Origin of the sequence: Carboxydocella sporoproducens DSM 16521 (assembly GCF_900167165.1) — a bacterium.
In the GTDB taxonomy this organism is placed as follows: Bacteria; Bacillota.
The window spans coordinates 1-24,712 of sequence record NZ_FUXM01000009.1; the positions used below are offsets into that span (position 1 = coordinate 1).

The 24,712-nt window shown below is 53.4% G+C and carries 24 protein-coding genes; 6 read left to right on the forward strand and 18 right to left on the reverse strand.

The window, feature by feature from the left end:
- The coding region (locus B5D20_RS14065) for a DUF6803 family protein (protein WP_341429559.1) at positions 1-145 on the reverse strand (145 nt) is incomplete at its 3' end.
- Positions 146-278: 133 nt separating this feature from the next.
- Between B5D20_RS14065 and B5D20_RS05175 the strand changes: the two genes are divergently transcribed.
- Together B5D20_RS05175 and B5D20_RS05180 are read left to right on the forward strand one after the other, a co-directional pair.
- Positions 279-548 carry a type II toxin-antitoxin system Phd/YefM family antitoxin gene (locus B5D20_RS05175; protein WP_078665166.1) on the forward strand — a complete coding sequence of 90 codons (270 nt, stop codon included), beginning with the start codon at positions 279-281 and terminating at the stop codon, positions 546-548.
- Positions 535-852: a type II toxin-antitoxin system RelE/ParE family toxin gene (locus B5D20_RS05180; RefSeq protein ID WP_078665167.1), complete on the forward strand. Its 318-nt coding sequence runs from the start codon at positions 535-537 to the stop codon at positions 850-852. Before B5D20_RS05175 ends, B5D20_RS05180 begins: the two co-directional genes overlap by 14 nt.
- Before the next feature lie 156 nt (positions 853-1,008).
- Here the strand turns inward: B5D20_RS05180 and glmS are convergent, their stop codons facing one another.
- The 6 genes from glmS to cdaA form a co-directional block, all read right to left on the reverse strand.
- Complete coding sequence (gene glmS / locus B5D20_RS05185; RefSeq protein ID WP_078665168.1) at positions 1,009-2,838, reverse strand: glutamine--fructose-6-phosphate transaminase (isomerizing); 1,830 nt, start codon at positions 2,836-2,838, stop codon at positions 1,009-1,011.
- Positions 2,839-2,852: 14 nt separating this feature from the next.
- A complete protein-coding gene (locus tag B5D20_RS14190; protein WP_278307787.1) occupies positions 2,853-2,975 on the reverse strand; it encodes a hypothetical protein in 123 nt (40 codons plus the stop codon).
- 130 nt (positions 2,976-3,105) lie between these two features.
- Positions 3,106-4,461, reverse strand: coding sequence for a phosphoglucosamine mutase (glmM, locus tag B5D20_RS05190; RefSeq protein ID WP_078665169.1), 1,356 nt, complete (start codon positions 4,459-4,461; stop codon positions 3,106-3,108).
- Between the two features lies 1 nt (position 4,462).
- The gene (locus tag B5D20_RS05195; protein ID WP_078665170.1) at positions 4,463-6,070 is read right to left on the reverse strand and encodes an NAD(P)/FAD-dependent oxidoreductase; all 1,608 of its coding nucleotides are present in this window, start codon (positions 6,068-6,070) and stop codon (positions 4,463-4,465) included.
- Between the two features lie 11 nt (positions 6,071-6,081).
- Positions 6,082-6,477, reverse strand: coding sequence for a CdaR family protein (locus B5D20_RS05200; RefSeq protein WP_078665171.1), 396 nt, complete (start codon positions 6,475-6,477; stop codon positions 6,082-6,084).
- Positions 6,474-7,277, reverse strand: a complete 804-nt coding sequence (gene cdaA / locus B5D20_RS05205; RefSeq protein WP_078665172.1) for a diadenylate cyclase CdaA — start codon at positions 7,275-7,277, stop codon at positions 6,474-6,476. The genes B5D20_RS05200 and cdaA overlap by 4 nt, the downstream gene beginning before the upstream one ends.
- Before the next feature lie 109 nt (positions 7,278-7,386).
- Here cdaA and B5D20_RS05210 point away from each other — a divergent pair, with 109 nt between their 5' ends.
- Positions 7,387-8,160, forward strand: coding sequence for a DUF881 domain-containing protein (locus B5D20_RS05210; RefSeq protein WP_078665173.1), 774 nt, complete (start codon positions 7,387-7,389; stop codon positions 8,158-8,160).
- A gap of 2 nt (positions 8,161-8,162) precedes the next feature.
- Positions 8,163-8,846 (forward strand): DUF881 domain-containing protein, encoded by a 684-nt coding sequence (locus tag B5D20_RS05215; protein ID WP_078665174.1) that lies wholly within the window; start codon positions 8,163-8,165, stop codon positions 8,844-8,846.
- Between the two features lie 81 nt (positions 8,847-8,927).
- Here the strand turns inward: B5D20_RS05215 and B5D20_RS05220 are convergent, their stop codons facing one another.
- The 7 genes from B5D20_RS05220 to csaB form a co-directional block, all read right to left on the reverse strand.
- Entirely contained in the window at positions 8,928-10,571 is a 1,644-nt protein-coding gene (locus B5D20_RS05220) for an S-layer homology domain-containing protein (RefSeq protein WP_078665175.1), read from the reverse strand.
- A 71-nt stretch (positions 10,572-10,642) separates the two neighbouring features.
- Positions 10,643-11,680 carry a glycosyltransferase family 4 protein gene (locus B5D20_RS05225; RefSeq protein ID WP_078665176.1) on the reverse strand — a complete coding sequence of 346 codons (1,038 nt, stop codon included), beginning with the start codon at positions 11,678-11,680 and terminating at the stop codon, positions 10,643-10,645.
- A 25-nt stretch (positions 11,681-11,705) separates the two neighbouring features.
- Positions 11,706-12,125 (reverse strand): 3-hydroxyacyl-ACP dehydratase FabZ, encoded by a 420-nt coding sequence (gene fabZ / locus B5D20_RS05230; protein WP_078665224.1) that lies wholly within the window; start codon positions 12,123-12,125, stop codon positions 11,706-11,708.
- A gap of 31 nt (positions 12,126-12,156) precedes the next feature.
- Positions 12,157-12,885, reverse strand: a complete 729-nt coding sequence (locus tag B5D20_RS05235; RefSeq protein WP_078665177.1) for a WecB/TagA/CpsF family glycosyltransferase — start codon at positions 12,883-12,885, stop codon at positions 12,157-12,159.
- A 21-nt stretch (positions 12,886-12,906) separates the two neighbouring features.
- Positions 12,907-14,253, reverse strand: coding sequence for an LCP family protein (locus B5D20_RS05240; protein WP_078665178.1), 1,347 nt, complete (start codon positions 14,251-14,253; stop codon positions 12,907-12,909).
- A 51-nt stretch (positions 14,254-14,304) separates the two neighbouring features.
- A complete protein-coding gene (locus B5D20_RS05245) occupies positions 14,305-14,571 on the reverse strand; it encodes a hypothetical protein (RefSeq protein ID WP_078665179.1) in 267 nt (88 codons plus the stop codon).
- A 56-nt stretch (positions 14,572-14,627) separates the two neighbouring features.
- A complete protein-coding gene (gene csaB, locus B5D20_RS05250) occupies positions 14,628-15,743 on the reverse strand; it encodes a polysaccharide pyruvyl transferase CsaB (RefSeq protein ID WP_078665180.1) in 1,116 nt (371 codons plus the stop codon).
- Between the two features lie 90 nt (positions 15,744-15,833).
- On the opposite strand from csaB, the gene B5D20_RS05255 reads away from it, so the two are divergent.
- Positions 15,834-16,313 (forward strand): DUF4330 domain-containing protein, encoded by a 480-nt coding sequence (locus B5D20_RS05255; RefSeq protein WP_078665181.1) that lies wholly within the window; start codon positions 15,834-15,836, stop codon positions 16,311-16,313.
- A gap of 51 nt (positions 16,314-16,364) precedes the next feature.
- On the opposite strand, the gene B5D20_RS05260 is transcribed toward B5D20_RS05255, so the two are convergent.
- The 3 genes from B5D20_RS05260 to B5D20_RS05270 are packed head-to-tail and all read right to left on the reverse strand — an operon-like array spanning position 16,365 to position 19,977.
- Positions 16,365-17,663, reverse strand: coding sequence for a nucleotide sugar dehydrogenase (locus B5D20_RS05260; RefSeq protein ID WP_078665182.1), 1,299 nt, complete (start codon positions 17,661-17,663; stop codon positions 16,365-16,367).
- Positions 17,664-17,665: 2 nt separating this feature from the next.
- Entirely contained in the window at positions 17,666-18,826 is a 1,161-nt protein-coding gene (locus tag B5D20_RS05265; RefSeq protein ID WP_078665183.1) for a glycosyltransferase, read from the reverse strand.
- On the reverse strand, positions 18,823-19,977 hold the full coding sequence (locus B5D20_RS05270; protein WP_143311805.1) for a glycosyltransferase family 4 protein: 1,155 nt from the start codon (positions 19,975-19,977) through the stop codon (positions 18,823-18,825). Before B5D20_RS05270 ends, B5D20_RS05265 begins: the two co-directional genes overlap by 4 nt.
- Before the next feature lie 116 nt (positions 19,978-20,093).
- On the opposite strand from B5D20_RS05270, the gene B5D20_RS05275 reads away from it, so the two are divergent.
- Positions 20,094-21,521, forward strand: coding sequence for an O-antigen ligase family protein (locus tag B5D20_RS05275; RefSeq protein WP_078665185.1), 1,428 nt, complete (start codon positions 20,094-20,096; stop codon positions 21,519-21,521).
- Here the strand turns inward: B5D20_RS05275 and B5D20_RS05280 are convergent.
- A complete protein-coding gene (locus B5D20_RS05280) occupies positions 21,515-24,652 on the reverse strand; it encodes a S8 family serine peptidase (protein WP_159071789.1) in 3,138 nt (1,045 codons plus the stop codon). The two genes, B5D20_RS05275 and B5D20_RS05280, sit on opposite strands and share 7 nt — an antisense overlap.
- Between the last annotated feature and the right edge of the window lie 60 nt (positions 24,653-24,712).

Genomic DNA, 24,712 nt, shown 5'->3' on the forward strand with positions numbered 1-24,712 from the left:
AATTTCTAAAAAAACTAATCCCGAACAGAGTTATTGCTCCAGATAAATAAAAACCTACTGCCAGAATATCTGCAATACCTCGCCACTTTCCGCTAGCAGTAAGAGGAATTACTGCTGTTTTGAAGAGATAGAGAAAAATTCCCATAAGCCCGTTTTGTGGTGATTACACTAATGTGCAAATCTTTGGCCAGCTGCCGGATCGAGAGGAGAAGCCTATTTATATTCTATTAGAATTATCGTATAATAAAAGTAGAATATTCTACTAGGGGGCCAATTAAATGATTATAAAATCATCTACAATGCTTCGTAATAAATATAATACCATTTCCCAGCTTGCCCATGAAAAAGCAGAACCTATATACATCACAAAAAATGGTGAAGGCGATCTTGTAATAATGAGTATTGAGGCTTTTGAACGTCGAGAAGCTATGCTTGATCTCCGCGAAAAATTATTGTTGGCCGAACAACAACGCCTTGCTGGCGAGCCGACCATCACGCTTGCTGAGGCACAAAAACGGCTCAAGGAGAAAATCCATGGAAAAATATAATGTAGAACTACTCCCTGCCGCATATACAGACCTAGACGAGATATTTGATTATATTATGGTAGATAATCCAAGCGCTGCAGATAGTATACTTGAAAGTATTATGCACGCCTTGAGCCGTTTAGAGAATTTTCCTCATTCTGGAACCCCGTTACTCGATCCCTCGCTGAAAAAGTTTAATTTCCACATGATTATCGTTGAACCTTATATAGCTTTTTACCGGGTTATAGAAAATAAAGTATATGTATATCGCGTATTACATGGTGCCCGAAATTATACACATTTATTAATAAAAGAATTAAAATAAGCCTATAATCGGTGTAGCGCTGAACAATTGGATTCGTGCACCTCAGTCCGTACGTTCAGCTAACGGTAGGTACTCACCAACCCCAGCTCGAGAATATCACTCGTTAGATACAACAAAAAGGGCTGAGCTCGTCGCTCAACCCTTTTCCTTTTCATTTTACTCCACAGTCACACTCTTGGCCAGATTCCGCGGTTTATCCACATCACAGCCGCGGGCCACCGCCACATAGTAGGCGATCAACTGCAACGGTACCACCGTCAGCACCGCACTGGTCAGCTTATGGGTGCGGGGAATATAGATCACCTCATCCACACTCTTGGCCAGCTCCTCTTCCCCTTCGAAGGTGATGCCCACCACCGAGGCATCGCGGGCCTTGACCTCCTTGATATTGCTCACCATCTTATCGAAGACATCCATCTGGGTAGCCAGGGCCAGCACCAGAATCCCCTCGACGATGAGGGCCAGGGTACCGTGCTTCAGCTCCCCGGCGGCATAGGCCTCTGCGTGGATATAGGAGATCTCCTTCAGCTTGAGAGAGCCTTCCATAGCCACTGCATAGTCGATGCTGCGGCCCAGGAAGAACACATCCTCACAGTGGGCGTATTTCTGCACAAAACCCTTGATTTCCTCTTCCCGGCCCAGGATGGCTTCCACCTGAGCGGGCAGTTCCCGCAGGGCGGTGACCACTTCCCTGATTTGCTCCTGGGTAAGGGTACCCCGCTGCTGGGCCAGGTAGAGGCCGAGCAGATACATCACCACCAGCTGGGTGGTGTAGGCCTTGGTGGAGGCCACGGCGATTTCGGGACCAGCCCAGGTGTAAATCACCCAGTTGGCTTCACGGGCCACCGAAGAGCCCACCACATTGGTAACGGCCAGCACTCTGGCGCCGCGGTTTTTGGCCTCCCGCAGGGCAGCCAGAGTATCGGCGGTTTCGCCGGACTGGCTGATCACCACTACCAGGGTATCCTGGTCGATAATGGGATTGCGGTAGCGGAATTCGGAAGCGATATCCACTTCCACCGGAATACGGGCCAGGTCTTCGATGACATACTTGCCTACAATTCCGGCGTGATAGGCGGTACCACAGGCGGTGATGAATATCTTCTTGATCTGCTTTACTTCCTCCGGTGTCATTTGCAGTTCTTCCAGCAGGACCCGGGAGTTATCGGTGGCCAGACGGCCGGAGAGGGTGTCCCGCAGGGCCTTGGGCTGTTCGTGGATTTCCTTCAGCATGAAATGAGGATAGCCGCCTTTTTCCGCTGCTTCCACATCCCAGTGGACCCGGAAGACTTCCTTGTTGATTTCCTGCCCCTGCTGATCAAAGACCTTGACCTCATTGGCAGTCAGCAGAACCATTTCCCCGTCATTGAGAATATAGGTATCGCGGGTGTGGCTGAGAATGGCGGGGATGTCAGAGGCAATGAAATTCTCCCCCTGACCCAGGCCAACCACCAGGGGGCTGTCCTTGCGCACGGCCACGATTTTGTCGGGCTCATCCTGGCAGATGATGCCCAGGGCATAGGAGCCCTCAATGTGTTTCACCACTTCCCGAACGGCGGCCAGCAAATCGCCCTGGTAGAAATGTTCCACCAGGTGGGGCAGTACCTCAGTATCCGTTTCCGAGCGGAAGGTGTGGCCATTGGCGGCCAGCCATTCCTTCAGCTTCTGGAAGTTTTCAATAATCCCGTTATGGACAACCGCAAATTTTTCCGCACAGTCAGTATGGGGATGACTGTTGATATCGCTGGGGCGGCCATGAGTGGCCCAGCGGGTATGGCCGATGCCCAGAGTACCCTGGGGAGCATTGTGGGCCAGTTTTTCTGCCAGTATGGCCAGTTTGCCCACGCTTTTTTCCACAGCAATGCCTTGCTCTGTCAGGACAGCGATACCAGCGGAGTCATAACCCCGGTACTCCAGTTTAGCCAGTCCATCCAGCAATATAGGTACAACCGGTTTACTACCGATATAGCCGACGATTCCACACATGCAAGTTATCCTCCTCAAGCCAAAATCCGGGCCCCGGTACGGGTTTTGGCCCTGGCATCACTGCCAGGTTTTGTCCCGTCCTTACGGCCTGGGCCCCTCACCGGAGGGCATCCGCCGAAACCTCGATGCTCCCTCACCTCGTCAACTCCCGCAGGAGTCCCGGCGCTTTTTTTCAGTATGCCCGTTGCTCTTTTTCTTCATGTCTCACCCCCTTAAAAAATTAAGGCCAGGGGGCCGCCCGCAGCAGGCGGCCCGCTTGCTTATAGCCTACATCTGTTCAAAAATGGCGGCAATTTCCCGTACCAGTTTTTCCACTAAGGCTCCGTCCCGGCCTTCGCCCATCACCCGGATCAGGGGTTCAGTGCCGGAAGGCCGCACCAGAATCCGGCCCTGGCCGGCCAGCTGAGCTTCCGCCTGGCGGATAGCTTCCTGGGCCTTGAGGCTGGCCATGGCCGCCTCCTTATCCTTCACCCGCACATTCACCAGGAACTGGGGCAGGCGTTCCATCACCGCAGCTGTTGCGGAAGCGGGTTTACCCGCCTCTTTAATAATATGCAGTAACTGCAATCCCGTCAACACCCCGTCACCGGTAGTGTTGTAGTCCAGAAAAATGATATGCCCTGATTGCTCGCCCCCGAGGACGGCGCCGCTTTCCAGCATTTTTTCCAGGACATAGCGATCCCCTACCCTGGTTTCCAGGATGTTGATGCCCCTGGGCTTTAAAGCTAGATGTAAGCCCAGGTTGGTCATCACCGTTACCACCAGGGTATTCTGTTGGAGTCGGCCCTGTTTTTGCCATGCCAGCGCGCAGAGGGCCATGATTACATCCCCGTCGATAACCTGGCCTTTTTCATCCACAGCCAGCACCCGGTCAGCATCACCATCATGGGCGATCCCCACCTGAGCCCCGTGTTCCACCACCGCTGCCTTGAGAGCGTCCAGATGGGTCGAACCGCAGCCGGCATTGATATTGAGCCCATCAGGCTGGTCATTGATGACCAAAACCTCCGCCCCCAGTTCCCGCAGCAGGCGGGGGGAAACCCGGCAGGCGGCCCCATTGGCGCAATCCACCACCACTTTCAGGCCGCTCAGATCGCCCGGGATGGTGGATTTGAGGAAGGCCAGATAGCGATCTTCCGCATCCTCCAGCTGACGCACCCGGCCAACCTGGGCCCCGATGGGCCGGGGCAGGTGGTCCTCCTCTGCCGTTTCGCCCAGCAGGGCTTCAATAGTTTCCTCCTGTTCATCAGTAAGCTTGTAGCCACTGGGGCCAAAAAACTTGATCCCATTATCCGGAGCTGGATTGTGGGAAGCGGAAATCACTACCCCGCCCTGGGCTCCGTAGGCCCGGATCAGATAGGCTACCGCCGGCGTGGGAATCACCCCGGCCAGCCAGGCATCCACTCCTGCTGAATTAAGACCGGCTACCAGAGCGCTCTCCAGCATCTGGCCGGAAATGCGGGTATCCCGGCCGATCACCAGTGCTGGCCGCTCTATCCCCTGTTCCCGGGCTGCCCGGGCCAGCACTGCACCCCCGGCCCGGCCCAGGCGAAAAGCCAGCTCAGGGGTCAATTCCTGATTGGCAATACCGCGTACCCCATCAGTACCAAACAATTTTCCCATCTCAGTAATCTCCTTCCCGATAGCGCTGGATAATGGCTTCCGCTACTTTCAAGCCATCTACCGCTGCACTCATTATACCTCCGGCATAGCCGGCTCCTTCTCCGGCCGGATAGAGACCAGCAATCTCCAGGGCCTGCCGGTCTTCTCCCCGGTTGATACGGACCGGAGCTGAAGTGCGGGTTTCCACCCCGGTTAAAACCGCGTCGGGGTGGGCAAATCCTTTCAGTTTTTTATCCATATTTATTATAGCTTTTTCCATGGCTTTGGCAACATAATGCGGCAGAGTTCGATGCAAGTCGGCAGGAGTAATACCCGGTCGGTAACTGGCCCCTTTTACTTCTGAACTGGGACGACCGGCCAGAAAGTCCTCTACCCGCTGGGCTGGAGCCTGATAGCTTTCTCCCCCCAGGCGAAAAGCGGCCTGTTCCCATTTTTCCTGAAAAGCGATCCCACCCAGCGGTCCCTCCTCGGGAAAATCAGGAGGGAATACCTGCACTACCAGGGCAGCATTGGCGGTGCCGCTGGCCCGGTCCCGGTTGCTCATGCCATTGGTCACCACCTGGCCTGGTTCTGAAGCAGCGGCCACTACCTGACCGCCGGGGCACATACAGAAAGTGTAGGCTCCCCGCCCGCTCTCCTCATCCTGATAGGTCAGGTGATAATCCGCCGCTCCCAGGCGAGGATGCCCGGCAAAGGCGCCATACTGGGCCCGGTCGATCAGTGCCTGGGGATGTTCAATGCGGGCACCGATGGCAAAGGCTTTAGGCGTAAGGCTGACCTGATGCCGGTGTAACATGCGATAGGTATCGCGGGCACTGTGACCTACTGCCAGGATCACTACTTCAGCCGGAATTTCCTGCGTATGGTTAACAATGACTCCCTGTATCCGGTCTCCTTCCAGAATCAAGTCGGTAACCCGGGCCAGGAAGCGCACCTCCCCGCCCAGTGCCTCGATCTGACGGCGCAGATTGACCACCACCCGGCGCAATATATCCGTACCGATATGCGGCTTATGTACATAGAGAATATCCTCCGGTGCCCCGGCCTTAACCAGCTCCTTCAGCACCAGAAAGCGGCGGGGGTCATCGATGCGGGTAGTGAGTTTGCCATCGGAAAAGGTCCCAGCACCCCCTTCCCCGAACTGGACATTGCTGCGGGGATCCAGGTTGCCGGTGCTCCAGAATTCCTCCACCGCTGCTGCCCGGCTGTGGACATCGGCTCCCCGTTCCAGCACCAGCGGCCGATAACCATAGCGGGCCAGCAGCAAGGCGGCAAACAGCCCCGCAGGCCCTGCTCCTACCACAATGGGCCGCTGGTTCAAAAGCAGACTGCCTTTGTTCAGTTCCGGTTCCGCAGCCGGTGTAGAGACGGCTGCAATTTGCCCTTTGCCCCGGCAGCGGGCCAGCACCCGTTCTTCCTGAGTTACCTCCACATCAACGGCATAGACGAACCAGATCCTGTCCTTGCGCCGGGCATCTACCGAGCGCCGCACGATTTGCAGACTAAGGATATCCTTTTCCTTCAGGCCCAGCTCCCGGGCCGCCTGGCGGGTAAGTTCCCGTTCACTGTGTTCCAGCGGTAACCTGAGATTATTGATGCGAATAGCCATAGGCAGCCTCCTTAGCGGGTTTTGTTCCAGGGTTCCAAACGAATAGCAATCTGGGCCGGACTCACTTCCAGCAGGCGGGCATCTTCGGGTACCTGCACTTTGACTTTGGCCCAGTTCAGGCCGGCTTTGGCCTGGCTCAAATCCACTTCCGCCTTGACTTCAGCACCGGTCCGGTTGCCCCAGAGCGGCAGGGTAGTCTTGTTTCCTCTCAGGTAACGGACATTCACCGTGGGCTGCATTTCTACGATGACCAGCTGTGCTGGCTGGTTTTTGACCACTACTGGTACTGTCGCCTGAATCTCCTGCTGGCCCCCGGTTTCCAGCTGATTGACGTAAAACCAGAGGACAATAGCAGTCAGGAGAGCCAGCAATTTCAGTCCGGTATTGCGTTCCCAGAATCTTTTCATCTTACTTTCCTCCACCAGGGCCGGTTCTGGTTTTCCGGCGCACTGTATAGAACCTCCAGCATTTCTTTAAGGGATTTTTCACTTAAATAGCGAGTCAGGTTGCCTTCCTGAGCAACGGAAATGGTACCTGTTTCTTCCGAAACTACAATAGCTACCGCATCGGAAACTTCACTGATACCCAGGGCGGCCCGGTGGCGGGTACCCAGCTCCCGCCCTACCTCCCGGTTTTCCGACAGAGGTAACAGACAGCCCGCTGCTACCACTCGCTCCCCATCGATGATTACCGCACCGTCATGGAGGGGGGTATTGGGACTAAAGATATTAGCCAGCAATTCGCGGGAAACCACTCCATCGATATATGTACCCGTTTCCGTAAATTCATGCAATTTGCTTTCCCCCACCAGTACGATTAACATCCCTATTTTCTGCTGACTGGCCTGGCTGATGGCCCGAACCAGCTCCTCCAGCAACCGTTTTCTGGCCTCTGGCCCCAGCTGCCGGGAAGAGCTGGCAAAGATTTTGCCCCGTCCCAGTTGTTCCAGGGCGCGGCGCAATTCCGGCTGAAACACTACCGGCAGGGCCACAAACACCATCCCAATCGTTTTTTGCAATAACCAGTTAATAGTATAGAGTCCAGCCCACTGGCTGATAATGGTGACCGCCAGCAATATACCCAGCCCTTTCAAGAGCTGGATGGCACGGGTTCCCTTAATTAACAAAAAGATTTTATATAAAACAAAAGTAACAAGGGCTATGTCTAACAAAGCGATAATGCTATAATAGGTGTTAGAGCCGGGCATACCCTGACCTCCCTATCCTTCCAAAGACTATAAAGAAATTCGCTTTAAATTGCTAAATCCCTTTCTTTTCCGCATAAATTCCCAGAAATTTTGCAGGAGGCACAGGAAAATGAAACTCTCCCTCAAGCGCCGGGAACTATCACCCTGGCAAGCCCCTATCGCCTTAATTGCGGTTTTGACCGGTTTACTCATTGCCATCGATTTGCGCATCCATGACCAGTTAACCAACGGTCCCAATACCAAGCGGGCAGAGACCCTGGCCGCCATGGCCTCCCGCCTGGAAAAGGAAAACAAGGCTATAGAAAAAGAAGTCAGCAGTCTACGCCAGCAACTGGCAGAATGGGAAGCCAGCCAGAAGGCAGAAGGCAGCCTGACACTGCAAGCAATCAGGGCCCAAATGGATTTGACCCGCGCCCTCGTCGGTCTGACACCAGTGGAAGGACCGGGAGTGGTAATAGTGGTCAATGACCGCACGGAGGCCCTGGAACTGGCCCGCAAGGAAAACCAGCAAGTGGATTACTGGGATTATCTGGTCCATGACAGCGACCTGGTCTACCTGGTCAATGACCTCAGGGCAGGGGGTGCCGAAGCCATCGCTGTCAATGGTGAGCGGATAATCAGTTCCAGTGATATCAAGTGCGGCGGCTTTATCGTTTTCACCAATTCCAACCGTTTGACCGCCCCCTATCAGATCAAGGCCATCGGGGACCCCGTCGCTTTGAAACGGGCTGTGGAAAGGGGCTTTACTTATAGTGTGCTCAAATCTCTGGATTATCCCATCCGAATCGAACAACACCAGAAAATCCTCGTGCCGGCCTACAGTGGTGCCCTGGCCCTGCGCTACGGTCAGCCGCTGACTCCACCGGCTGAGAAAGGAAGTTAAGCATGCACTGGCAGAAATTAAAGCTACCTCTGGCTTTTACCACTTTCAGCCTGGGGCTGCTGGTATCAGTCCAGCTCAACACCCAGGAAGCAGCCCTCAGAGACTATACGGCACAGAGCCAGGAAAACCTGGCCTCAGTGATCAAGACCCTGAATGAAAAGCGGGAAGCTCTGTTACAGGAAAAGTGGGAGCTGGAGAACCGCCTGCGCCTGATCAAGTCCGACCCCAGCCAGGGCCAGCGTCTCCTTTCCGCCCTGAGGGAAGAAAACAGCCGCCTGCGAGCTGCCGGTGCCCTGGCACCCCTGCGGGGGCCTGGCATTACCATCACCGTTTCCAGTCAGACGCCCATCGGTTATGATGACCTGATCCGCATTATCAATGAGCTCTGGAATGTGGGGGCTGAAGGTATAGCCATAAATGGCATCCGCCTGACCCAGTATACTGCCATCACCCAGAGTGCCAGTGGCAATACCATTGTCGGCAGTCATGCCATAACCTACCCCTATGTAATCCAGGCCATCGGTGACAGTGCCTCGCTTACCGCTGGTATCAATATTCTGGGCGGAACCCTGGATCAGCTAATCAATGTCAATGGAGTCAAGATCGAAGTAAAAACCAGCCAGGATTTGCTCCTACCGGCCGGCCAGGCCCCCACAGCTTTTAAATATGCCAGAGTACCGGACTAAAAAATACCCGGCACCCAAAAACAATCCCCCTATGTTAGCTTTTATAACTACCATAGGGGGAATTTATTTTTTGTCCTGAACTCAAAGCAATTTACTCAAAGCTACGGAAAATTCAATTCTGGTCGTCGCCCGATCCGGATTAAAATATCCCTGTTGATTGCCATACATCAGCCCACGGCGAACATCATCCCGGATAATGTCCCTGGCCCAGTGGTTGGTGGTATCAGGAAAAAGGCCACCACTTTGCGCTACGGGCAATTGGTCCACACCCGGCAAACGGGCCAGTACCGCCGCCAGCTCCGCTCTAGTCACCAGCTTGTCAGGATAGAAATAGCCCTGGGGCGTCCCTTTCAGCCAGCCCCGGCTGGCTGCCCAGTTGATATACCAGGCATAACTATGGTTGCTTGTATCCTTGAAGACCGGTGGTGTTTGGGTCGCTGGAGCCTGTGGGAAGGCCCGCTGCAGAAAAACTGCCAGCTGGGCCCGGGTGATATTGCCCCAGGGAACAAAGTTGTTATAAGCATTGGGTACAAGAATCTTTCTTGCAGTTACTTTCTCTACCTGGAGATAACCCCAGTAATCGGGCCCAATATCCCAGAACAACCAGCCCCTGGGGACAGCAGTCGGTGCCGGGAGGTTAGACAGATTTATCACTAATATTGGCGAGGAAACCACATACCCGCTGGCATCTCTGGCAAAGACCCGAAAATAATAAGAACCCGTTTCCCGCCCCAGGTAAAACCTGGCCTCCCGGTTATCTCCAAAGGTATAGGCAACCGGAGCAGCCAGAGTATCATTGGGCCCGTGATAGACCAGAGTGTATTCCAGGCTGGCAGGATAGCGGTCATCTACCGCCTGACTCCAGGAGAAAGTAAGGTAATGGCCCCTTTCATCCTGGCCGCTGCCGGTTAATGCCAGCTGGGGTGGCTTAGGCGGCTGATTGGTAGCTGCAGGCAGACCGGCCAGCTGCCGCCAGTAGGCTTCCAGCCCCGGCACCTGAGCTGCCAGAGGCAGGGCCAGGTTTTCCTGGGGAGAAAGATTATAGCTGCTGCTGCTGAAATAGCCAAACTGGCTGGTGAATTTAGTAAACTGGCGGGCCTGGGGAGAACCAAAGAGCTGGGCATAATCATCAGCCGCAATCTCTGCCGGGTCCCAGGCATGGCTGCCGTTATTTACCCTCGGGTCCCGAATCCCCTGCCGGATATCATACCAGGGAGTGCGCCAGTAGTTGTCAAAGGTTACACCATATTTAGTCCAGAAATAGTAGACCGTAAAATGGTGACCATATTCATGGGCCATAGTTTTGGCGACATCAGCCAGCTCTGTCTGCTCGTCACCGCCAAATAAAAAAATCGGCCGTTTAGGTGTGACATATCTCTGTCCTCTGCTGTCCCAGCCCAGTTCCGGAACATAAAGACCTCCTACGCCCCGGCCCAGGGGATAATCAGGGTAAATAACCACTCCACCCAGGTAATCCCATTCCTTACCGTGAACATTGTTTTTTAACTCATAATATAAGGCCTGTAATTTGCCAGGGTCAGACCAGGCAGAGGACAAACTTACGATTTCTTTACCGTCTGGTGCTGTATAAATTGCCACTACCGGCTCCAAAGGCAGTTGCTCATAATACCACCAGGGTTCTGCGGCTCCAGCCCCGTTTGCGCCCCCCAGAAGCAGGACTAGCAGCATTACTGCCCCAAGCCAGAATTTTGCGCTGTTTTTCATCAATTTCCCTCCCTACCGCTCCTGGAAAATAAAAGGGTTCTATCCGGAAGATAGAAACCCTCTACCCAACTTTAGTGTCTATGGTGATGGACCTCATAGCCTCTCCGCCCAATCACACCCAGCCAGCGCCCCCCCATAAAGGCGAGCAAGGTCAACGCCCCCAGTACCAGCCAGCCTAAACGGGCAGGCAGGAAGCTGACCAGAATCCCTGCCAGGGAAAAAATAGCGTGGATCAGGTAAATAGCCAGTACCGCCTGTTTGTGGGATAAACCCAAAGCCATCAGGCGGTGATGTAAATGGGCCTTATCTGCCTGAAAGATGGGTTTGCCATTCGCCATTCTCCTGACGATGGCAAAGGTAGTATCCAGCACCGGTACCCCCACCAGCAGGATGGGAACGAACACCGACATGACAAAAGCCCCTTTGGCTACCCCCATGATGGAAAGGGCCGCCAGGGCAAAGCCCAGAAAGAGGCTGCCCGCATCCCCCATGAAAATGGAGGCCGGATGAAAGTTATATTTCATAAAGCCCAGGGTAGCCGCAGCCAGCAACCAGGCCAGGATAGCTACCGCCGGATCCTGTTGCCAGGCCACAATCCCCATGGTGACAGCCCCGATTACACTGGTACCTGCCGCCAGGCCATCCAGGCCGTCAATCAGGTTAACAGCATTGCTGATCCCGACCAGCCAGAAAAGGGTAACCGGATAGGCCCACCAGTCCAGGAAGATCACACCCCCATCCAGGGGATTGGTGATCACACTGACTTTCACGCCAAAGGCCATCAATACGATCGCAGCTATTACCTGGCCCATCAATTTAACTTTCGGTGATATTTCCATAATATCGTCCAGACACCCAGTTGCTACAATAATACCTCCCGACAGGATCAGCCCCCAGACTTCCGGACGATATCCCTGAGTCAACAGGGCCAGGGCTGCAAAAGCCAGATAAATCGCCACACCACCCATGCGGGGCATCACCCGGGCATGGACTTTACGGTGGTTGGGCTGGTCTACCGCCCCCACCTTAAAAGCCAGCTTCCTGACCAGCGGTGTAGTCAATAGAGCCATGCCCCAGGCCGCTGCCAGGGATAAAGCCATTGTCTCCATCTTTCTCCTCTCCAGTCCTCTGACATTAGCTTAAGGCAAACATCAATTCCCCTTCACAGACTACTTGCCCATCGACAGTAGCCACCCCACGGGCCTTGCCGACAGTACCTTTCAGTTTCAGCAATTCCGTCTCCAGGCGCAGCTGGTCACCCGGCAAGACCTGGCGGCGAAAACGCACGCCATCAATGCCAGCAAAGAAGGCCAAACGGCCTTTAAACTGCTCCTGGGACAGGATGGCTACTGCCCCTACCTGGGCCAGCGCTTCCACGATCAGCACCCCCGGCATTACTGGATAACCGGGGAAATGCCCGGGAAAAAAAGGCTCATTGATAGTGACATTTTTGATACCCACCGCTCGTTTGCCCGCTTCCAGTTCCAGAATGCGGTCTACCAGCAAAAAGGGATAGCGATGGGGTATAATCTCCATAATTTCCCTGGCTTCCATGACCACTCCCAATCCCTCCTATATCATTGTACTACCGGGCTTTTCCCCTGACAAGTCGTTCTTTTAAGGCTAATAATAAAAATTCTGGTAATACCAGCATCCGCTTGTAGCGCCAGGGCTCCTTGATCAGACGGTAAAACCACTCCAACCCCAGTTTCTGTAACCATATAGGAGCCCGCCTCACCCGTCCGGCCCAGACATCAAAACAGCCACCGACGCCGATGCCTACTTTCACCTGCAAACGGTGCCGGTTTTTCCAGAACCATTTTTCCTGACGCCCCATGCCCATGGCTATCAGCAATATATCCGGCCTTACCCGGTTGATTGCCGCTATTACCCCTTCATCATCCTGAAAATAGCCATCATGCCAGCCTGCGATCTTGAGGCCAGGATAGATAGACTGAAGCCGGGCCGCTGCTTCTTCTGCTACTCCCGGCCGTGCCCCCAGAAAGAAGAAACTATACTTCCCCAGGTCAAAAAGGCTCTGGGCTAAATCAATGCCCGTTACCCGCTGGGGTAACGGGCAACCCAGGATTTTTGCTGCCAGCACAATCCCGATGCCGTCAGCTGTTACCAGATCTCCAGCCGCCAGGATCCGGGCCATTTCCTCATCCCGGCGGGCCAGCATCACCATTTCCGGATTGGCAGTAATCACCAGGGCAGGGGCTTGTCTATCACATACTACCAGCTCTTCTATCCGTTCAACCGCTGTGGCTAGTGTCAACCGATCAAAGGCAACCCCCAGTATCTGCTGCCGCAAATTCCATCCTCCTTTGCTCTGTTACCCCTGCGGAGATGGCGGCGTGGTCTGGGAGCCACTCTCCGGAGCAGGGGTGGAAGTAACGGGAGTACCACCGCTCCCACTCCCTCCGGGTTCCGTCCCAACAGGAGTAGTTCCTTCCGGGGTAGTTCCACCGGTCGTATCACCACCTGAGGTAGAGCTCGTACCACTACCGTTATTCGTACTGGCGGATCCGCTGCCATTAATGCTGCCAGCAGGGGTTTGAGCTAAATTCTCATTCCCTCCGTTGCCGGTAGCTGAGCCGTTCTGATTAGAATCTGGCGTCTGGGTTGGATTATTATTAACCGGCTGGGTAGAAGTTTTTTTCTCACTGCCAGTTGTTGATTTGCTATCTCTGGCTTTAGCAACCTGGGTCTTACGGCTTACCTTCTTCTTCGGCCGCTCATCCTCATTGATATCTGCCCCTACAATCATCGGATAGGTCTTGCCGTTCATCAAGTCGGCAATTAAGGTCCTGGCGATAGTGGCATCATGTTTCCAGTAACTGCCGTGATTGTTATAAAATTGACCGGGCAAAGTCTGGGAAACAATCTCCAGCTGGCCAAAATCCCGGGCCAAAGTGGCATACTTGACCATTTCGCCCACTGACATATCCGTCTGGACTGCCTGGTTAATATCCTTCATCAGCTGGGGCAGTTTGGTAACCACCGAAGGCTTGAGGGCTGCTTCAGCTACTGCTTTCAGAAAATGTTGCTGTCGCTGGGTTCTCCCCACATCCCCCAGGGCATCATGACGAAAACGTACATAGTCCAGGGCTTCTTTGCCATTTAAATGCTGCAAACCGGGCTTGAGGTTGATATACGTCCCATCAGTGGGGTCCCGATAGACCATGCGCTTTTCCACCTCAATATCGACCCCACCCAGGGTATCTACCACTTGTTTGAAGCCCTCAAAATTGGTCTTGATATAGTAGTCGATTTCCACATTCAGCATCTCGGAGACTACTTGCTTAACCAGATCCACACCGCCATATACATTGGCACTGTTTATTTTTTCCCGGCCATGGCCTGGCAATTCCACCAGGGTATCCCGGGGAACCGAAACCATTACCAGTTTTTTCTTTTCAGGGTCCAGCTGGGCCACTATAATAGTATCTGTCCGGGCGTCCTTTTCTCCTGGTCGGGCATCAACCCCTAACAAGAGAAAAGTGGTAGGTCCACCGGCAAAAAATTTGCGCAAATTTCCTGGTAGCAGGCCAGGACCTTTCCGGGAATCTTCCCCCAGCCAGAGGCCAGCAGCTCCGTAACCAATTGCCGCTGTTATGACAAGTACCAGCAGCAGCACCACCAGGGCAGCAAAGCCCCTTTCCCTGTGTCTCCTCTCCATGGATATTCCTCCTCTCAAACCATGACCCCACCTGGGCCGGTGGGGTTGAGGTTATTTCTTTACCTGGGCCAGTTGTTGTTCCAGCAATTTCACCTGTTGTTCTAATGCTGTAGCTTTTGTAGTCAGCTGCTGGATTTTGGCCTGCAATTCCTGTACTTTCGGATTTACCGCCTGATTGACATAACTTTGGGAGGCCAGAGGATCAGCTAACGAACCTGGTGTACCGGTATCCGCCTGGACTTTTTGTCCCAGCAAAAAACCGGCACCCGTACAGAGCAACATCAATGCTCCAATCCCGATGTAACGTTTCCAGTTCATCTTTTCTCCTCCCCTCTATCATATTTATTATAGACTAACCGGTTCAACACCGTCAATTAGCTAAATTCACCATTCGACAAAATCTGAAAAGCCAGCTGCGCCGGACGTCGAGCCAGGTTACTGAGTAAGGGAAGTCTCTCCTTTAAGGCGGTACCAAAAGTGTCTCGTTTCTGCCAGACCATCTGCAGATTTTCTATCAGGGGCTCTGCCTGCAAATGTCCGCTGCTTCCCAGCATCACCTGTCCTACATCAGCGATAAACCGTTCCACTTTGGGATCATAACTGATTCCCAGCAGAGGCTTATGCCAGAGGGCACCAAAAATCAGGGCATGCAAGCGCATCCCGCAGACCAGGTCCAGCCAGGCATAGATTCCAATTGCCTGGTCAAGACTGTAGGATGGTGGCAGCCAGACAGGCCCTGACCCCGCCAGTTCCTGACGCAACCGCTCCAGAACCTGCCAGTCCCCCGGATATTGCATGGGCAATAGCACTATCTGCCCTCCCTGGCCCAGCCAGTAGCGGGTCAGAGTGACCAGAGCCGGCCAGTCGTGCTCCAGTCCCAGCCAGGGACGTAAGCTCAGACCCAGGGTGGGCTGCCCTGACTGCCAGCCCAGGCTGGTCAACAGCTGTAATCCGGCGGCCCGCTCTGTCTCAGTGGGTTGATGGCCAAGAACCGGATCCACCACCACTTCCAGAGGAGGCCGCTTTATACCGAGCTGGCGCAAATCCTGGGCTGACTCGCTATCCCGCACGGTAATATAGTCGACCCGGTTGAGAACAGCTGCCACAAATCGTCGATTGTAGGGACGCAAAACGGGACCGAACCCCTGGCCATAAATCAAAGTCGGCACCCCGAGCCAGTGGGCCAGCTCAACAATAGCCAGGTAATAATAGAGGCTTTTGTTGCCAGTGACATCCTGAAAGAGACTGCCACCACCGCTGATCAGCAGGTCTGCGTTTTTTAGCTCCTTTATAACCGCAGGCAAAGACCAGCGATTAACAGCCCGCACCTGATGCTGGCCCGCTGTCGTTTCCGGTCGGTGAGACAGTACTACCAGTTCCAGTTGTGGCCAGCGGTCATTTAATCCCTGGCTTATGGCACCCAATAAAGCTTCGTCCCCTAAATTATTAAAACCATAATACCCGGATAGGACAATTTTGTAACTCCTCATTTATCTCTTCTCCCAAGCAGGAAAATGTAAAGGAATGGAGAATAAAAAATATTTGTTGCTTGCATACTTATTTAAGAAAGGAGTGAACCCATGTCTATCATCGATGAAAAGGGCCGGTTATTCGGCAAAATCAATATCATTGACTTGCTGGTGATCATTGGACTGGTAACGGTCATCGCCGGTGCCGGCTATAAATTTTTCCTGGCCCCAAAGGCTTTGAAGGCTCAGAATGCCGAAGTCACCGTGATCGTACCGGCTGTGCGCCCGGAAGAAGCCCAATCCATTAAAACCGGGGATCAGCTGGTTACTGATACAGCTGTGACCGATGCGGTGGTAAAAAAAGTGGAAATCAAACCGGCGCTCACCGTTACCACCAGGGCTGATGGTTCAACCTTGCTGACTACCAATCCCTACCGCAAGGATGCCTATGTTACCCTGGAAGGGAAAGTATCCATCGGGCCGACGGCCATGAAATTTGCCGGACAGGAAATCCGGGTAGGCAAGGATTTCTGGCTCAAGAGTCTGCGCTATGAGCTGAAAGGTTCCGTCCTCACCATCAATACCCGTTAGGTCTCAGTTTCAAGGCCCGGGAGCAAATGCTCCCGGGCGTTATTTATGGGTTTAGATGGTTTCCAGAACCAGTCCAGCTGCTTCCACCATTTCCCGGCGGTAAACATTGCGGGTATCCACGATAAAGGGCCGTTCCCCGATCAACTTGCTGCGGAAAAGGTCATAGTTGTGGAAATCGATGCCTTCCTGCCTGGCCAGAACCACAATGCCCTGAGCTCCTTCCAGCGCTTCCGCCATACTTTCTTTCTTAAATTCATAGCGGGTTGGTACTGCAGGATCGAAGGCTTGTACAGTAATTCCTTCCCTTTGTAGCAGTTCCACAATGCGGATGGCCGGACTGATGCGATCATCATTGGAATAATCCTTCATGGCCAGACCGAACACCGCCACTACCGGTGGCAACTCCGGAGTCATATTGCGTTTAATCATGGTTACCACCCGTTCCGGTACCTGCTCATTGATTTCCCGGGCAATGCGGGTCAGACTCAGATTTACCCCCAGTTCCTCTGCCTTGGGCGCCAGATAGTGGAAAGCATTGGGGATACAGTACCCCCCTACGCCCGGACCTGGCAGAAGCAGATTGACCCGGGTATGGGTATTGGCAGCCTTGATTACTTCAAAAATATCAATCCCCAGGGCCTTGGTAAACCGGGCGAACTCATTGACCATCGCGATATTAACATCCCGGGAAACATTCTCCATTACCTTGGCAGTTTCCACCACTTCCATGCTGGAACAGGGGATAAGATCAGCTTTGGTTACAATGGAGAGCAACTTGGCGGCCCGGTCCCGGCTGGCTCTGTCCACCCCGGAAACCAGGGTCGGCATGTTTTCAAACTCTTCAAAGGCTCTACCTTCAGCAATCCGTTCCGAGGAATAGGCCAGATAGAAATCCTCATCGGCTTTCAGGCCGGAAAGCTCTTCCAGAATGGGCTTGATGACATTGCGGGTAGTTCCAGGTACCACAGTACTGCGAATCAAGACCAGATCATTGGGTTTCAGGCCTCGGGCGATGGTTTTGCTTACTGCTTCTATATGACTGTAATCCGCCCGCCCCTCTTTAACGGGAATGCCTACAGTAACAATGAAATTGTCACTGTTAGTCAGGGCCTCACTGGCATCAGTTGTGGGAATGAAGCGACCAGCTGCCAGCTGATCCTTGAGGATTTTCTGAATAGGAGTGCTATGATAAGCCTCCAGGTGATGGGTTATGCCTGCCTTTAGCTCAGCTACCAGCTCCTCATTGACATCCACACCATAGACTTTGCAGCCCCGCATGGCAAAACTGAGGGCCAGGGGCAGCCCTACAAAGCCCAGACCAAAGACTGTTACTTTTACCGGTTCTGTCATGTTTACTGCCTCCTTAAAATAATCTCCAGCATTTGTTTAACCCGGCTCTCCCAGGAGTTTTCCCGGGCCCTGGCCAGCCGCCTGGCCTTCTGCTCCTCATTGTCGCTGCCTAAAATCTCCTCTACTGCGGCTACCGTCTCTGCCGGGGTTGAAGCGATTTTGACAACATCGGCAAAATTTCGTACCTGGGGCATATCCACTGAAACAATAGGCTTGCCTGAAGCCAGGTACTCATAAAACTTGAGGGGACTGACGTTGCGGGTCAAGTCATTGATTTTGAAGGTATTGAGACAAACATCAAACCCCTTCAGATAAGCAGGTAACTCCTTTTGCTCCCGCCGCCCCAGCAAGTAAACATTGGGTAGAGCTTGCAGGGCACTGACATCAATCCCAGCCCCTACCGGTCCAACCAGCACCACAGACCAATTCGGACGCAGACGGGCTACTTCCGCCAGCAAATCCAGGTCCACCCAGTCCTGAATTACCCCTACAAATCCCAGCCGGGGAGGCGGAATTTGCTCCAGGTCCGGCGGCACCCGGGTAGCCTGGTCCTGGGCCTTGCCAAACAGCTCCAGATTGGCTGCATTGGGAATGAAATATGTACGCGGATTCCAGCCTTTTTTATCTTCATACAGGCCAAGGGCAGTAACAAATACCACATCACAGCGGCGGCAGAGTTCGGCTTCCATGGATCGTACCACCTGTTTATCAATCAGCCCGGTATATTCGGAATGTTCATCCACACAATCGTAAATCAGTTTGCTGTGTTCCAGGCGGTCAACTATATCCACACTGCCTGGCAGGTACATCCATAACCAGGGCTGCTTGAGGCCCAGTTTCCTGATCTGCCGCCGGATAAAGAGGCTCTGCCACCACTGGTTAATTTTATTGATCCAGCGATATTTATTACCAAAAGGCAATACCGGTGGCGGAGAATAAAGCCAGATATTCTCCCGCCAGGGACGATTGCCTTTCAGCCACAACGTCCATTTGAACCAGAGGGTTTTATCCTTAAAGGCTGACAACAGGGTAATGGGAGGTTCTACATAAAGTACCCGGTAGTTCTGGGGCAACCGGGACATCACCTGTTGTTTACGGGTCCAAATCGGGTCCCAGTCAATGGAAGAGAGGCAAACCACTGCCCGGGCCGTTTCCTTGTTCATCGGTCTTTTTCCCCTTTCCTGAAACGAGCCAGCAGCTCAAAATATACTTTTTGCGTATCTGCTACCATTCTGTCTAAACTGAACTTCTCCCTGGCCCGCAGATAGGCCGCCTCCGTCAATTCCCGTCCCAGCTGAGGCCGCTCCCAGAGCCAGACAATTCTTTCCGCCAGCTCCACCGGATCACCGGGGGGAACCAGCAGTCCACTGATACCATGTTCTACCAGTTCCGGCAAACCGCCCACCTGGGAAGCAATTACCGGCACCTTACGGATCATCGCTTCCAGAGCGACCAGCGGACATCCTTCTGATAAACTAGGTATGATTAGCATGTCCAGTGCCGGCATAATTTTTTCCGCTGCATCGGACCGGAAGCCGAGAAAATGCACGCATCCCGTCAGGCCCAGTTCTGATGTCAGATTTTGCAATTCCTGACGCTGTTGCCCTTCTCCCACCAGCAGCAGGGTAAAATCCCGTCCCTGAGCAACCAGGCGAGCCGCTGCCTGTAACATCACCGCCTGGCCCTTGACGGGATGTAATCTTCCGATCACCCCTAATAACGGCCGCTGTGGCTCCAACCCCAGTTCTTGCCGTAGCAGCCCTTTGTCCAGCGGGGAAGTCGGCTCCGCAGGTATCGGGATACCATTATAAATCAGGCTAATCTTTTCAGCGTTCACGCCTTTGCGCTGCAAATCCCTGGCCAGCAGCTGGGACACGGCAATAAACCTGTCTACCAGGCGCCAGGTGGATTTTTCGGTCCAGCTGTTGACCAGACGATCCAGCAAACCAGGATAATCATATTCCAGCACACTGTGAACAGTGGTTACAGACACCGGCACCCCTGCCCGGAGTCCAGCCAGCCTCCCTACCAGGTTAGCCCGTACCCCATGGGTATGTAATATCTGGATATCCTTTTCCTTAATCAGCTGATAAATACTTTTTATCACATGAATATCCAGTTTATGGCGCATATCCAGGGCATAGGCCTCTATTCCCAGCTCCCGGGCCCGCTGGTACAGGGGGCGGGGAGCCAAACAGCAAAGGGTAGGAGCAAATTTTTCTTGATCCAGAGCGGCCAGAAGGGAAAGAACGTGATTTTCCGCTCCCCCGATTTCCCCGCCCCCGATAATGTGCAGGACGCGAATTTTCGTCAATTTGACCAACTCCCGCAAAATCTGTCAGTCTCACCTCTGTCTATTGTAGCTGATTTGACTGCCTTTTACAACATCAGTATAATGGAGAACAGAAATATGGAAGTGAGGAAGAAGGTATGTGGCAACAAATGCTCGCCAACAGCTGGTTCTATCGCATCTTCATCAATAGCCGCTTTTATCGCTGGGTAACTGAACCGGTGGATTCCTGGCCAGCCTGGCCGCAAAGCCGTCTGTACCTGGTTTACCGTCAGCTCCTGACCTTCCTTGAAGTACTGGCCCAAAAGCTGGAAAACTTCCTGCAATCTTCTGGTACCTATCAGTACCTGGTGCGGCTGAATCTTACTGGCCTGCTTTTGCTTTTAGTAGCCCTCTATCCTATCATCGATTATATCCTGCGAACCATCGGCCTTCTGGCCGGTCTCTGGGATGAATTGCTGTTTGTCCTTATTGTAGGTCTGGGCTTTGTCTATCTGTTAGCCACCCAGGGCTGGCGGCAGCTTAAGGCCACACCAGTTGCCAAATATATCATTCTGTTCTGGTGGGGCATGTTGCTCCTCTTTTTCCTGCGCTCCCCCGATACCAGAATCGGCCTGGATGGCCTCAGAGCTGTAGTGGAATATTCCCTCTGGTTTTTTGTGGCCGTCAATTTCCTGCGGGACAGGATCCAAATCCGGACCTGGCTGTTTGTGGCCCTGCTGGGGGCATTCCTGGTGGCAGCTTATGGTCTCTATCAAAAGGCCGCCGGGGTTTCCATCCCGGCCAAGTGGGTAGACCAGGCAGAACGCTCTATATCATTTCGGGCTTTTTCCATTATCGGCAGTCCCAACGTACTTGGCTCTTATCTGATGCTGTTTATTCCCATTAACCTGGCCTTTGCCCTTTCTGCCCGGCGCTGGTCGGAGTACATACTGTACTGGGGCATCCTGGCTGCCCAGCTCTTATGTCTGGTCTATACCTATTCCCGCGGCGCCTGGCTGGCTTTCCTGCTGGCCATGCTGGTCTTCGGCTTCTGCTACAATCGCCGGCTGCTGGTGGCCATCCTGGCCCTCTCTCTGCTGGTACCAGTCCTGGCCCCATCGGTTGGCGCCCGCATTAGTTATATGCTCAGCCCCCAGTATATCGAAAGCAGCCAGAAAGGCGGGCGCCTGATCCGCTGGACCACAGCCCTGGAAAAGGTGGAGAAACGGCCAGCTATCGGCCTGGGTCTGGGCCGGTTTGGCGGTGCCGTGGCGGCTCAAAATGATATCCCGGGTACTTTTTATGTCGATAACTACTATATCAAGACTCTGGCGGAAACAGGCCTGATCGGTTTGGCACTATTGCTGTTTGTTTACTTCAATGCCTGGCGGTATGCCATCGGTTCCTACCGGCGCATCCGCGCCCCCGGTGATCGCCTGCTGGCTGCTGGCCTGGTAGCAGGATTGACGGGAGTACTGGCCCACAATGGAGTGGAGAATATTTTTGAAGTACCGATGATGAATACGTATTTCTGGTTCCTGTTAGGGATGTTATGGCAGTTAAGGGAAAACCCCGGCTCTCAATAGCCGGGGTTTAATGTTTGTTTGGGCCAGAGATAGACGCGGCCACTGGTTACCTGTAAAAGGTCACTGTCAATCAAGATCATGCCATTATAGGGTCTTCCATCAGGCCAGCGCACCGCCACCATCGTCCCCTGTTCGGCCCGGAAGACAGTAACCAGCAATTCCCCTTCTGGTTTTGATGTAGCGGTTCCGCTCTCCAGTTCAGCCTGCAGGCTATACCGGGATTCGGTCAACTGGTAGTTGGCCAGCGTAGCGGAAGTATAGGCTACTACCTCCCAGGTACCGGCCTGAGGATTCAGCACCTCTTTGCTGACTTCCAGGCGGTTCTGGCCATCGGGATTAACTCCGGCAAAAGCCGTCAGGTCAGGATCCACTTCCCGTCCCTGGGGGTCAAACAGGTGCAGCCTGGTTCTTCCCTGTCCACCTTCTACTTGCAGTCTGATCCGCAGTTTGCTGCTGCCTTCCTCTACCCTCAGAAAATATCTTTTACTCTGCCCAGCCTGAGCATTATCCTCTTTTTGCCATCGTTTGATCGTGCCATCTGTCTGCCATTTTTCCGGAGAAATATATGTGGTTAGCAAATCCACCGCCGGTTCAGGGTTAGGCCCGGCATAACCCTGCAAATGATAGGTATATAGCCCCGGTTCAGCTGGCAGGTTAAAGTGCAAGGGTAGTGTTCGGCTTGTCAGCGACGGTAGCAAAAGATAGTTCTGGCTCATGATTGTTCCGGAAATATTTGATTCAAAGCGCATTTGCCAGTTTTGACTGTCTATATTGGTTATTTTTAAGTCAAGCACAAGAGGCCGAAATTCCCTGCCATAAAGTCCTGCTAGTGATTCAAAATCATAACCATTAATGCTCACCAGCATTGGCGGCGGTGTCTGCAGCTGTTTCAAGACCAGCCAGGATTTGACCAGATTGACCTTGCCCGCTCCCTGCTCTACTTCTGAATAACCATTGATGGGCACAGCCCCCCTGATCAGTGCCCGTCGTATCAGTTCAGGTGTTGCGGGCAATCCTTTAGCTTTGGCTCCCTGACGTAAAACTGCAATAGCTCCTGCCACATGGGGAGCAGCCATGCTGGTTCCTTCAGATAGTTCATAACCACCACCCGGTATAGTAGAAACCGCACTGCCAGGAGCCACTACTGTCGGCAAAGCCAGGCCATCCTTGCGGGGTCCGCGGGAACTGAAAAACCAGAGGGTATCGCTATTAACCTTGTAACCGTAATCCTGTAACCACATAGCCGGGGAAATATAGGCCCCTACGCTGATCACTCCGGCTGTGTCTGCCGGCATGGTGATAGTGGATAAACCCGGCCCATTATTGCCGGCAGCTACTACAAAAATAATACCATACTGATCGGACAGGTTTTTCAAAAGGCGGTTAATGGAACTCCGGCCATTTTCACTCTGGATTCCGATGGACAGGTTTACAATCTTGGCACCCAGCCGAGCAGCCAGATTAATGGCCTGAGCCAGCTTACTGGTATCAGAACGACCGCGGGAATCCACGGCTTTAATCACCAGCAAGCGAGCTCCCGGAGCCACACCGTTAACCTGACCACTGGCTGCAGCAATCCCGGCGACATGGGTCCCATGGCCGGAGCCGTCAAATCCCAGCCGCAAACTGGAGCCATCACTGGCCAGCTCAGCCAGGACAACCCCCCGTTTCTTTTCCCCCTGGCCCAGTTTAAGTACTGAGCGGTTAGAGGCAAAAACCTTTAAAGGAGTTTCATCCCGAAAATCCCCATTATGATTGGTATCAATCCAGACAGTATCATAAATTCCCTTTTTATTGCTATCTGCAACCAGTACCGGCCAGCGGTCATCACCGGTACCGTTAAAATCCAGGTCAATTCCGTTTTCCTGCCACCAGCCTCCCCGCCAGAGCCCGCTTTTGCTCCAGGCGGAATTTACACCCAGTGTCTGTCCATCCAGGATTACATTGCCTTGATCAGCAGGCAATTCTTTTAAATTAACCAGCCCATCCTCAGTTACATCCCGCCAATCCACTATTTTGGGCCAGCCCTGGATATTAGCCTGCAAATCAGGATGGGCCGCATCCACACCGGTATCGATAATGGCAATGGTTTCGCCCAATCCAGTCGCCCCGCCTGTCAGGTTGAGCAGCTCATCTACACCCATTTCCCGCCTGGTAATATTGAGGCTGACCGCCGGGTCCGGCGCAGCCTGGCTGGGTTCCTGCTGTCCATTGAAGAGGCGATACTGGTCATTGTCACGGGTTAAGGCGCTACTGGAACTATTATTCCTCTGAACTGCTACTTCAGCGCTTACCCCCTGCAACGGGCCAGCCAGCAGAACCCGCCCTTGCTGGTCCAGCACTAGTCCCCCATACCAGCCGCTATACAGGGCACCACCGGGCAGTAATGCTTCATGCGCTAGGCGCAAAGTTACTTCTTTATTACCCGCTTTCAAGGTAACACTTTCCCCTGGGTAATAAGCTGTTACAGTACCTACCAGATCATAAAGTCCGCCTGTGTCAGCCAGAAAACGGTAGACAACCGACGCAGCTTCAGCTCTCGTTAACTTGTTGTGGGGGCGAAATGTGCCATCAGGATAACCCTGGAGCCATCCCTTGCTCACTCCGTTAGCTACAACCCCCAGGGCCTCCTCCGGTATTTTCCCCAGGTCACGGAAACTGAGATTCCACCAGGGCACGTCCTGGTCAGAAGGCTGCAAACGGGAGAGGATATAGGCCAGCTCCAGTCGAGTGACAGGCTGGTCAGGGCGAAAGGTACCATCAGGATAACCCTTAACCCAGCCCTGTTCCTGGGCCAGGAGAATATAGCCATTGGCCCAGTGTTTCGGACTCAGATCACGAAATACTCCCCAGACGTTCTGCAGGCTCTGAACTTCCTTCCCACGGCCATTTATTTCAATCAGAATTTTGGCCAGCTCTGCTCTGGTCAAAAATCTGTCTGGTTCAAAATAACCGCGGTAACCTTCGACCAGATTGAGGGCTGCCAGATGCTGAATTTGCCCTTTCGCCCAGCTATAACTAATATCCCGAAAAACCGCAGCCTGAGCAGAAACAGGTAAAAAAAGCCCTAATAGCCAGACTGCCAGGCAAAGATATGCCCGGCCCCTGACTTTTTTCTCTATCCTTTTCAACCTTTTCAGTCCTCCCCTTGCCACCAGGGTATCTATATCTTCTTTAAAATGGTTATGCAT

Excerpts from the sequence above, each read along its gene's own strand:
- B5D20_RS05175 (WP_078665166.1), top strand. The coding sequence starts at position 279 with ATGATTATAAAATCATCTACAATGCTTCGTAATAAATATAATACCATT.
- B5D20_RS05180 (WP_078665167.1), top strand. The coding sequence starts at position 535 with ATGGAAAAATATAATGTAGAACTACTCCCTGCCGCATATACAGACCTA.
- glmS (WP_078665168.1), bottom strand. The coding sequence starts at position 2,838 with ATGTGTGGAATCGTCGGCTATATCGGTAGTAAACCGGTTGTACCTATA.
- glmM (WP_078665169.1), bottom strand. The coding sequence starts at position 4,461 with ATGGGAAAATTGTTTGGTACTGATGGGGTACGCGGTATTGCCAATCAG.
- B5D20_RS05195 (WP_078665170.1), bottom strand. The coding sequence starts at position 6,070 with ATGGCTATTCGCATCAATAATCTCAGGTTACCGCTGGAACACAGTGAA.
- B5D20_RS05200 (WP_078665171.1), bottom strand. The coding sequence starts at position 6,477 with ATGAAAAGATTCTGGGAACGCAATACCGGACTGAAATTGCTGGCTCTC.
- cdaA (WP_078665172.1), bottom strand. The coding sequence starts at position 7,277 with ATGCCCGGCTCTAACACCTATTATAGCATTATCGCTTTGTTAGACATA.
- B5D20_RS05210 (WP_078665173.1), top strand. The coding sequence starts at position 7,387 with ATGAAACTCTCCCTCAAGCGCCGGGAACTATCACCCTGGCAAGCCCCT.
- B5D20_RS05215 (WP_078665174.1), top strand. The coding sequence starts at position 8,163 with ATGCACTGGCAGAAATTAAAGCTACCTCTGGCTTTTACCACTTTCAGC.
- B5D20_RS05220 (WP_078665175.1), bottom strand. The coding sequence starts at position 10,571 with ATGAAAAACAGCGCAAAATTCTGGCTTGGGGCAGTAATGCTGCTAGTC.
- B5D20_RS05225 (WP_078665176.1), bottom strand. The coding sequence starts at position 11,680 with ATGGAGACAATGGCTTTATCCCTGGCAGCGGCCTGGGGCATGGCTCTA.
- fabZ (WP_078665224.1), bottom strand. The coding sequence starts at position 12,125 with ATGGAAGCCAGGGAAATTATGGAGATTATACCCCATCGCTATCCCTTT.
- B5D20_RS05240 (WP_078665178.1), bottom strand. The coding sequence starts at position 14,253 with ATGGAGAGGAGACACAGGGAAAGGGGCTTTGCTGCCCTGGTGGTGCTG.
- B5D20_RS05245 (WP_078665179.1), bottom strand. The coding sequence starts at position 14,571 with ATGAACTGGAAACGTTACATCGGGATTGGAGCATTGATGTTGCTCTGT.
- csaB (WP_078665180.1), bottom strand. The coding sequence starts at position 15,743 with ATGAGGAGTTACAAAATTGTCCTATCCGGGTATTATGGTTTTAATAAT.
- B5D20_RS05255 (WP_078665181.1), top strand. The coding sequence starts at position 15,834 with ATGTCTATCATCGATGAAAAGGGCCGGTTATTCGGCAAAATCAATATC.
- B5D20_RS05260 (WP_078665182.1), bottom strand. The coding sequence starts at position 17,663 with ATGACAGAACCGGTAAAAGTAACAGTCTTTGGTCTGGGCTTTGTAGGG.
- B5D20_RS05265 (WP_078665183.1), bottom strand. The coding sequence starts at position 18,826 with ATGAACAAGGAAACGGCCCGGGCAGTGGTTTGCCTCTCTTCCATTGAC.
- B5D20_RS05275 (WP_078665185.1), top strand. The coding sequence starts at position 20,094 with ATGTGGCAACAAATGCTCGCCAACAGCTGGTTCTATCGCATCTTCATC.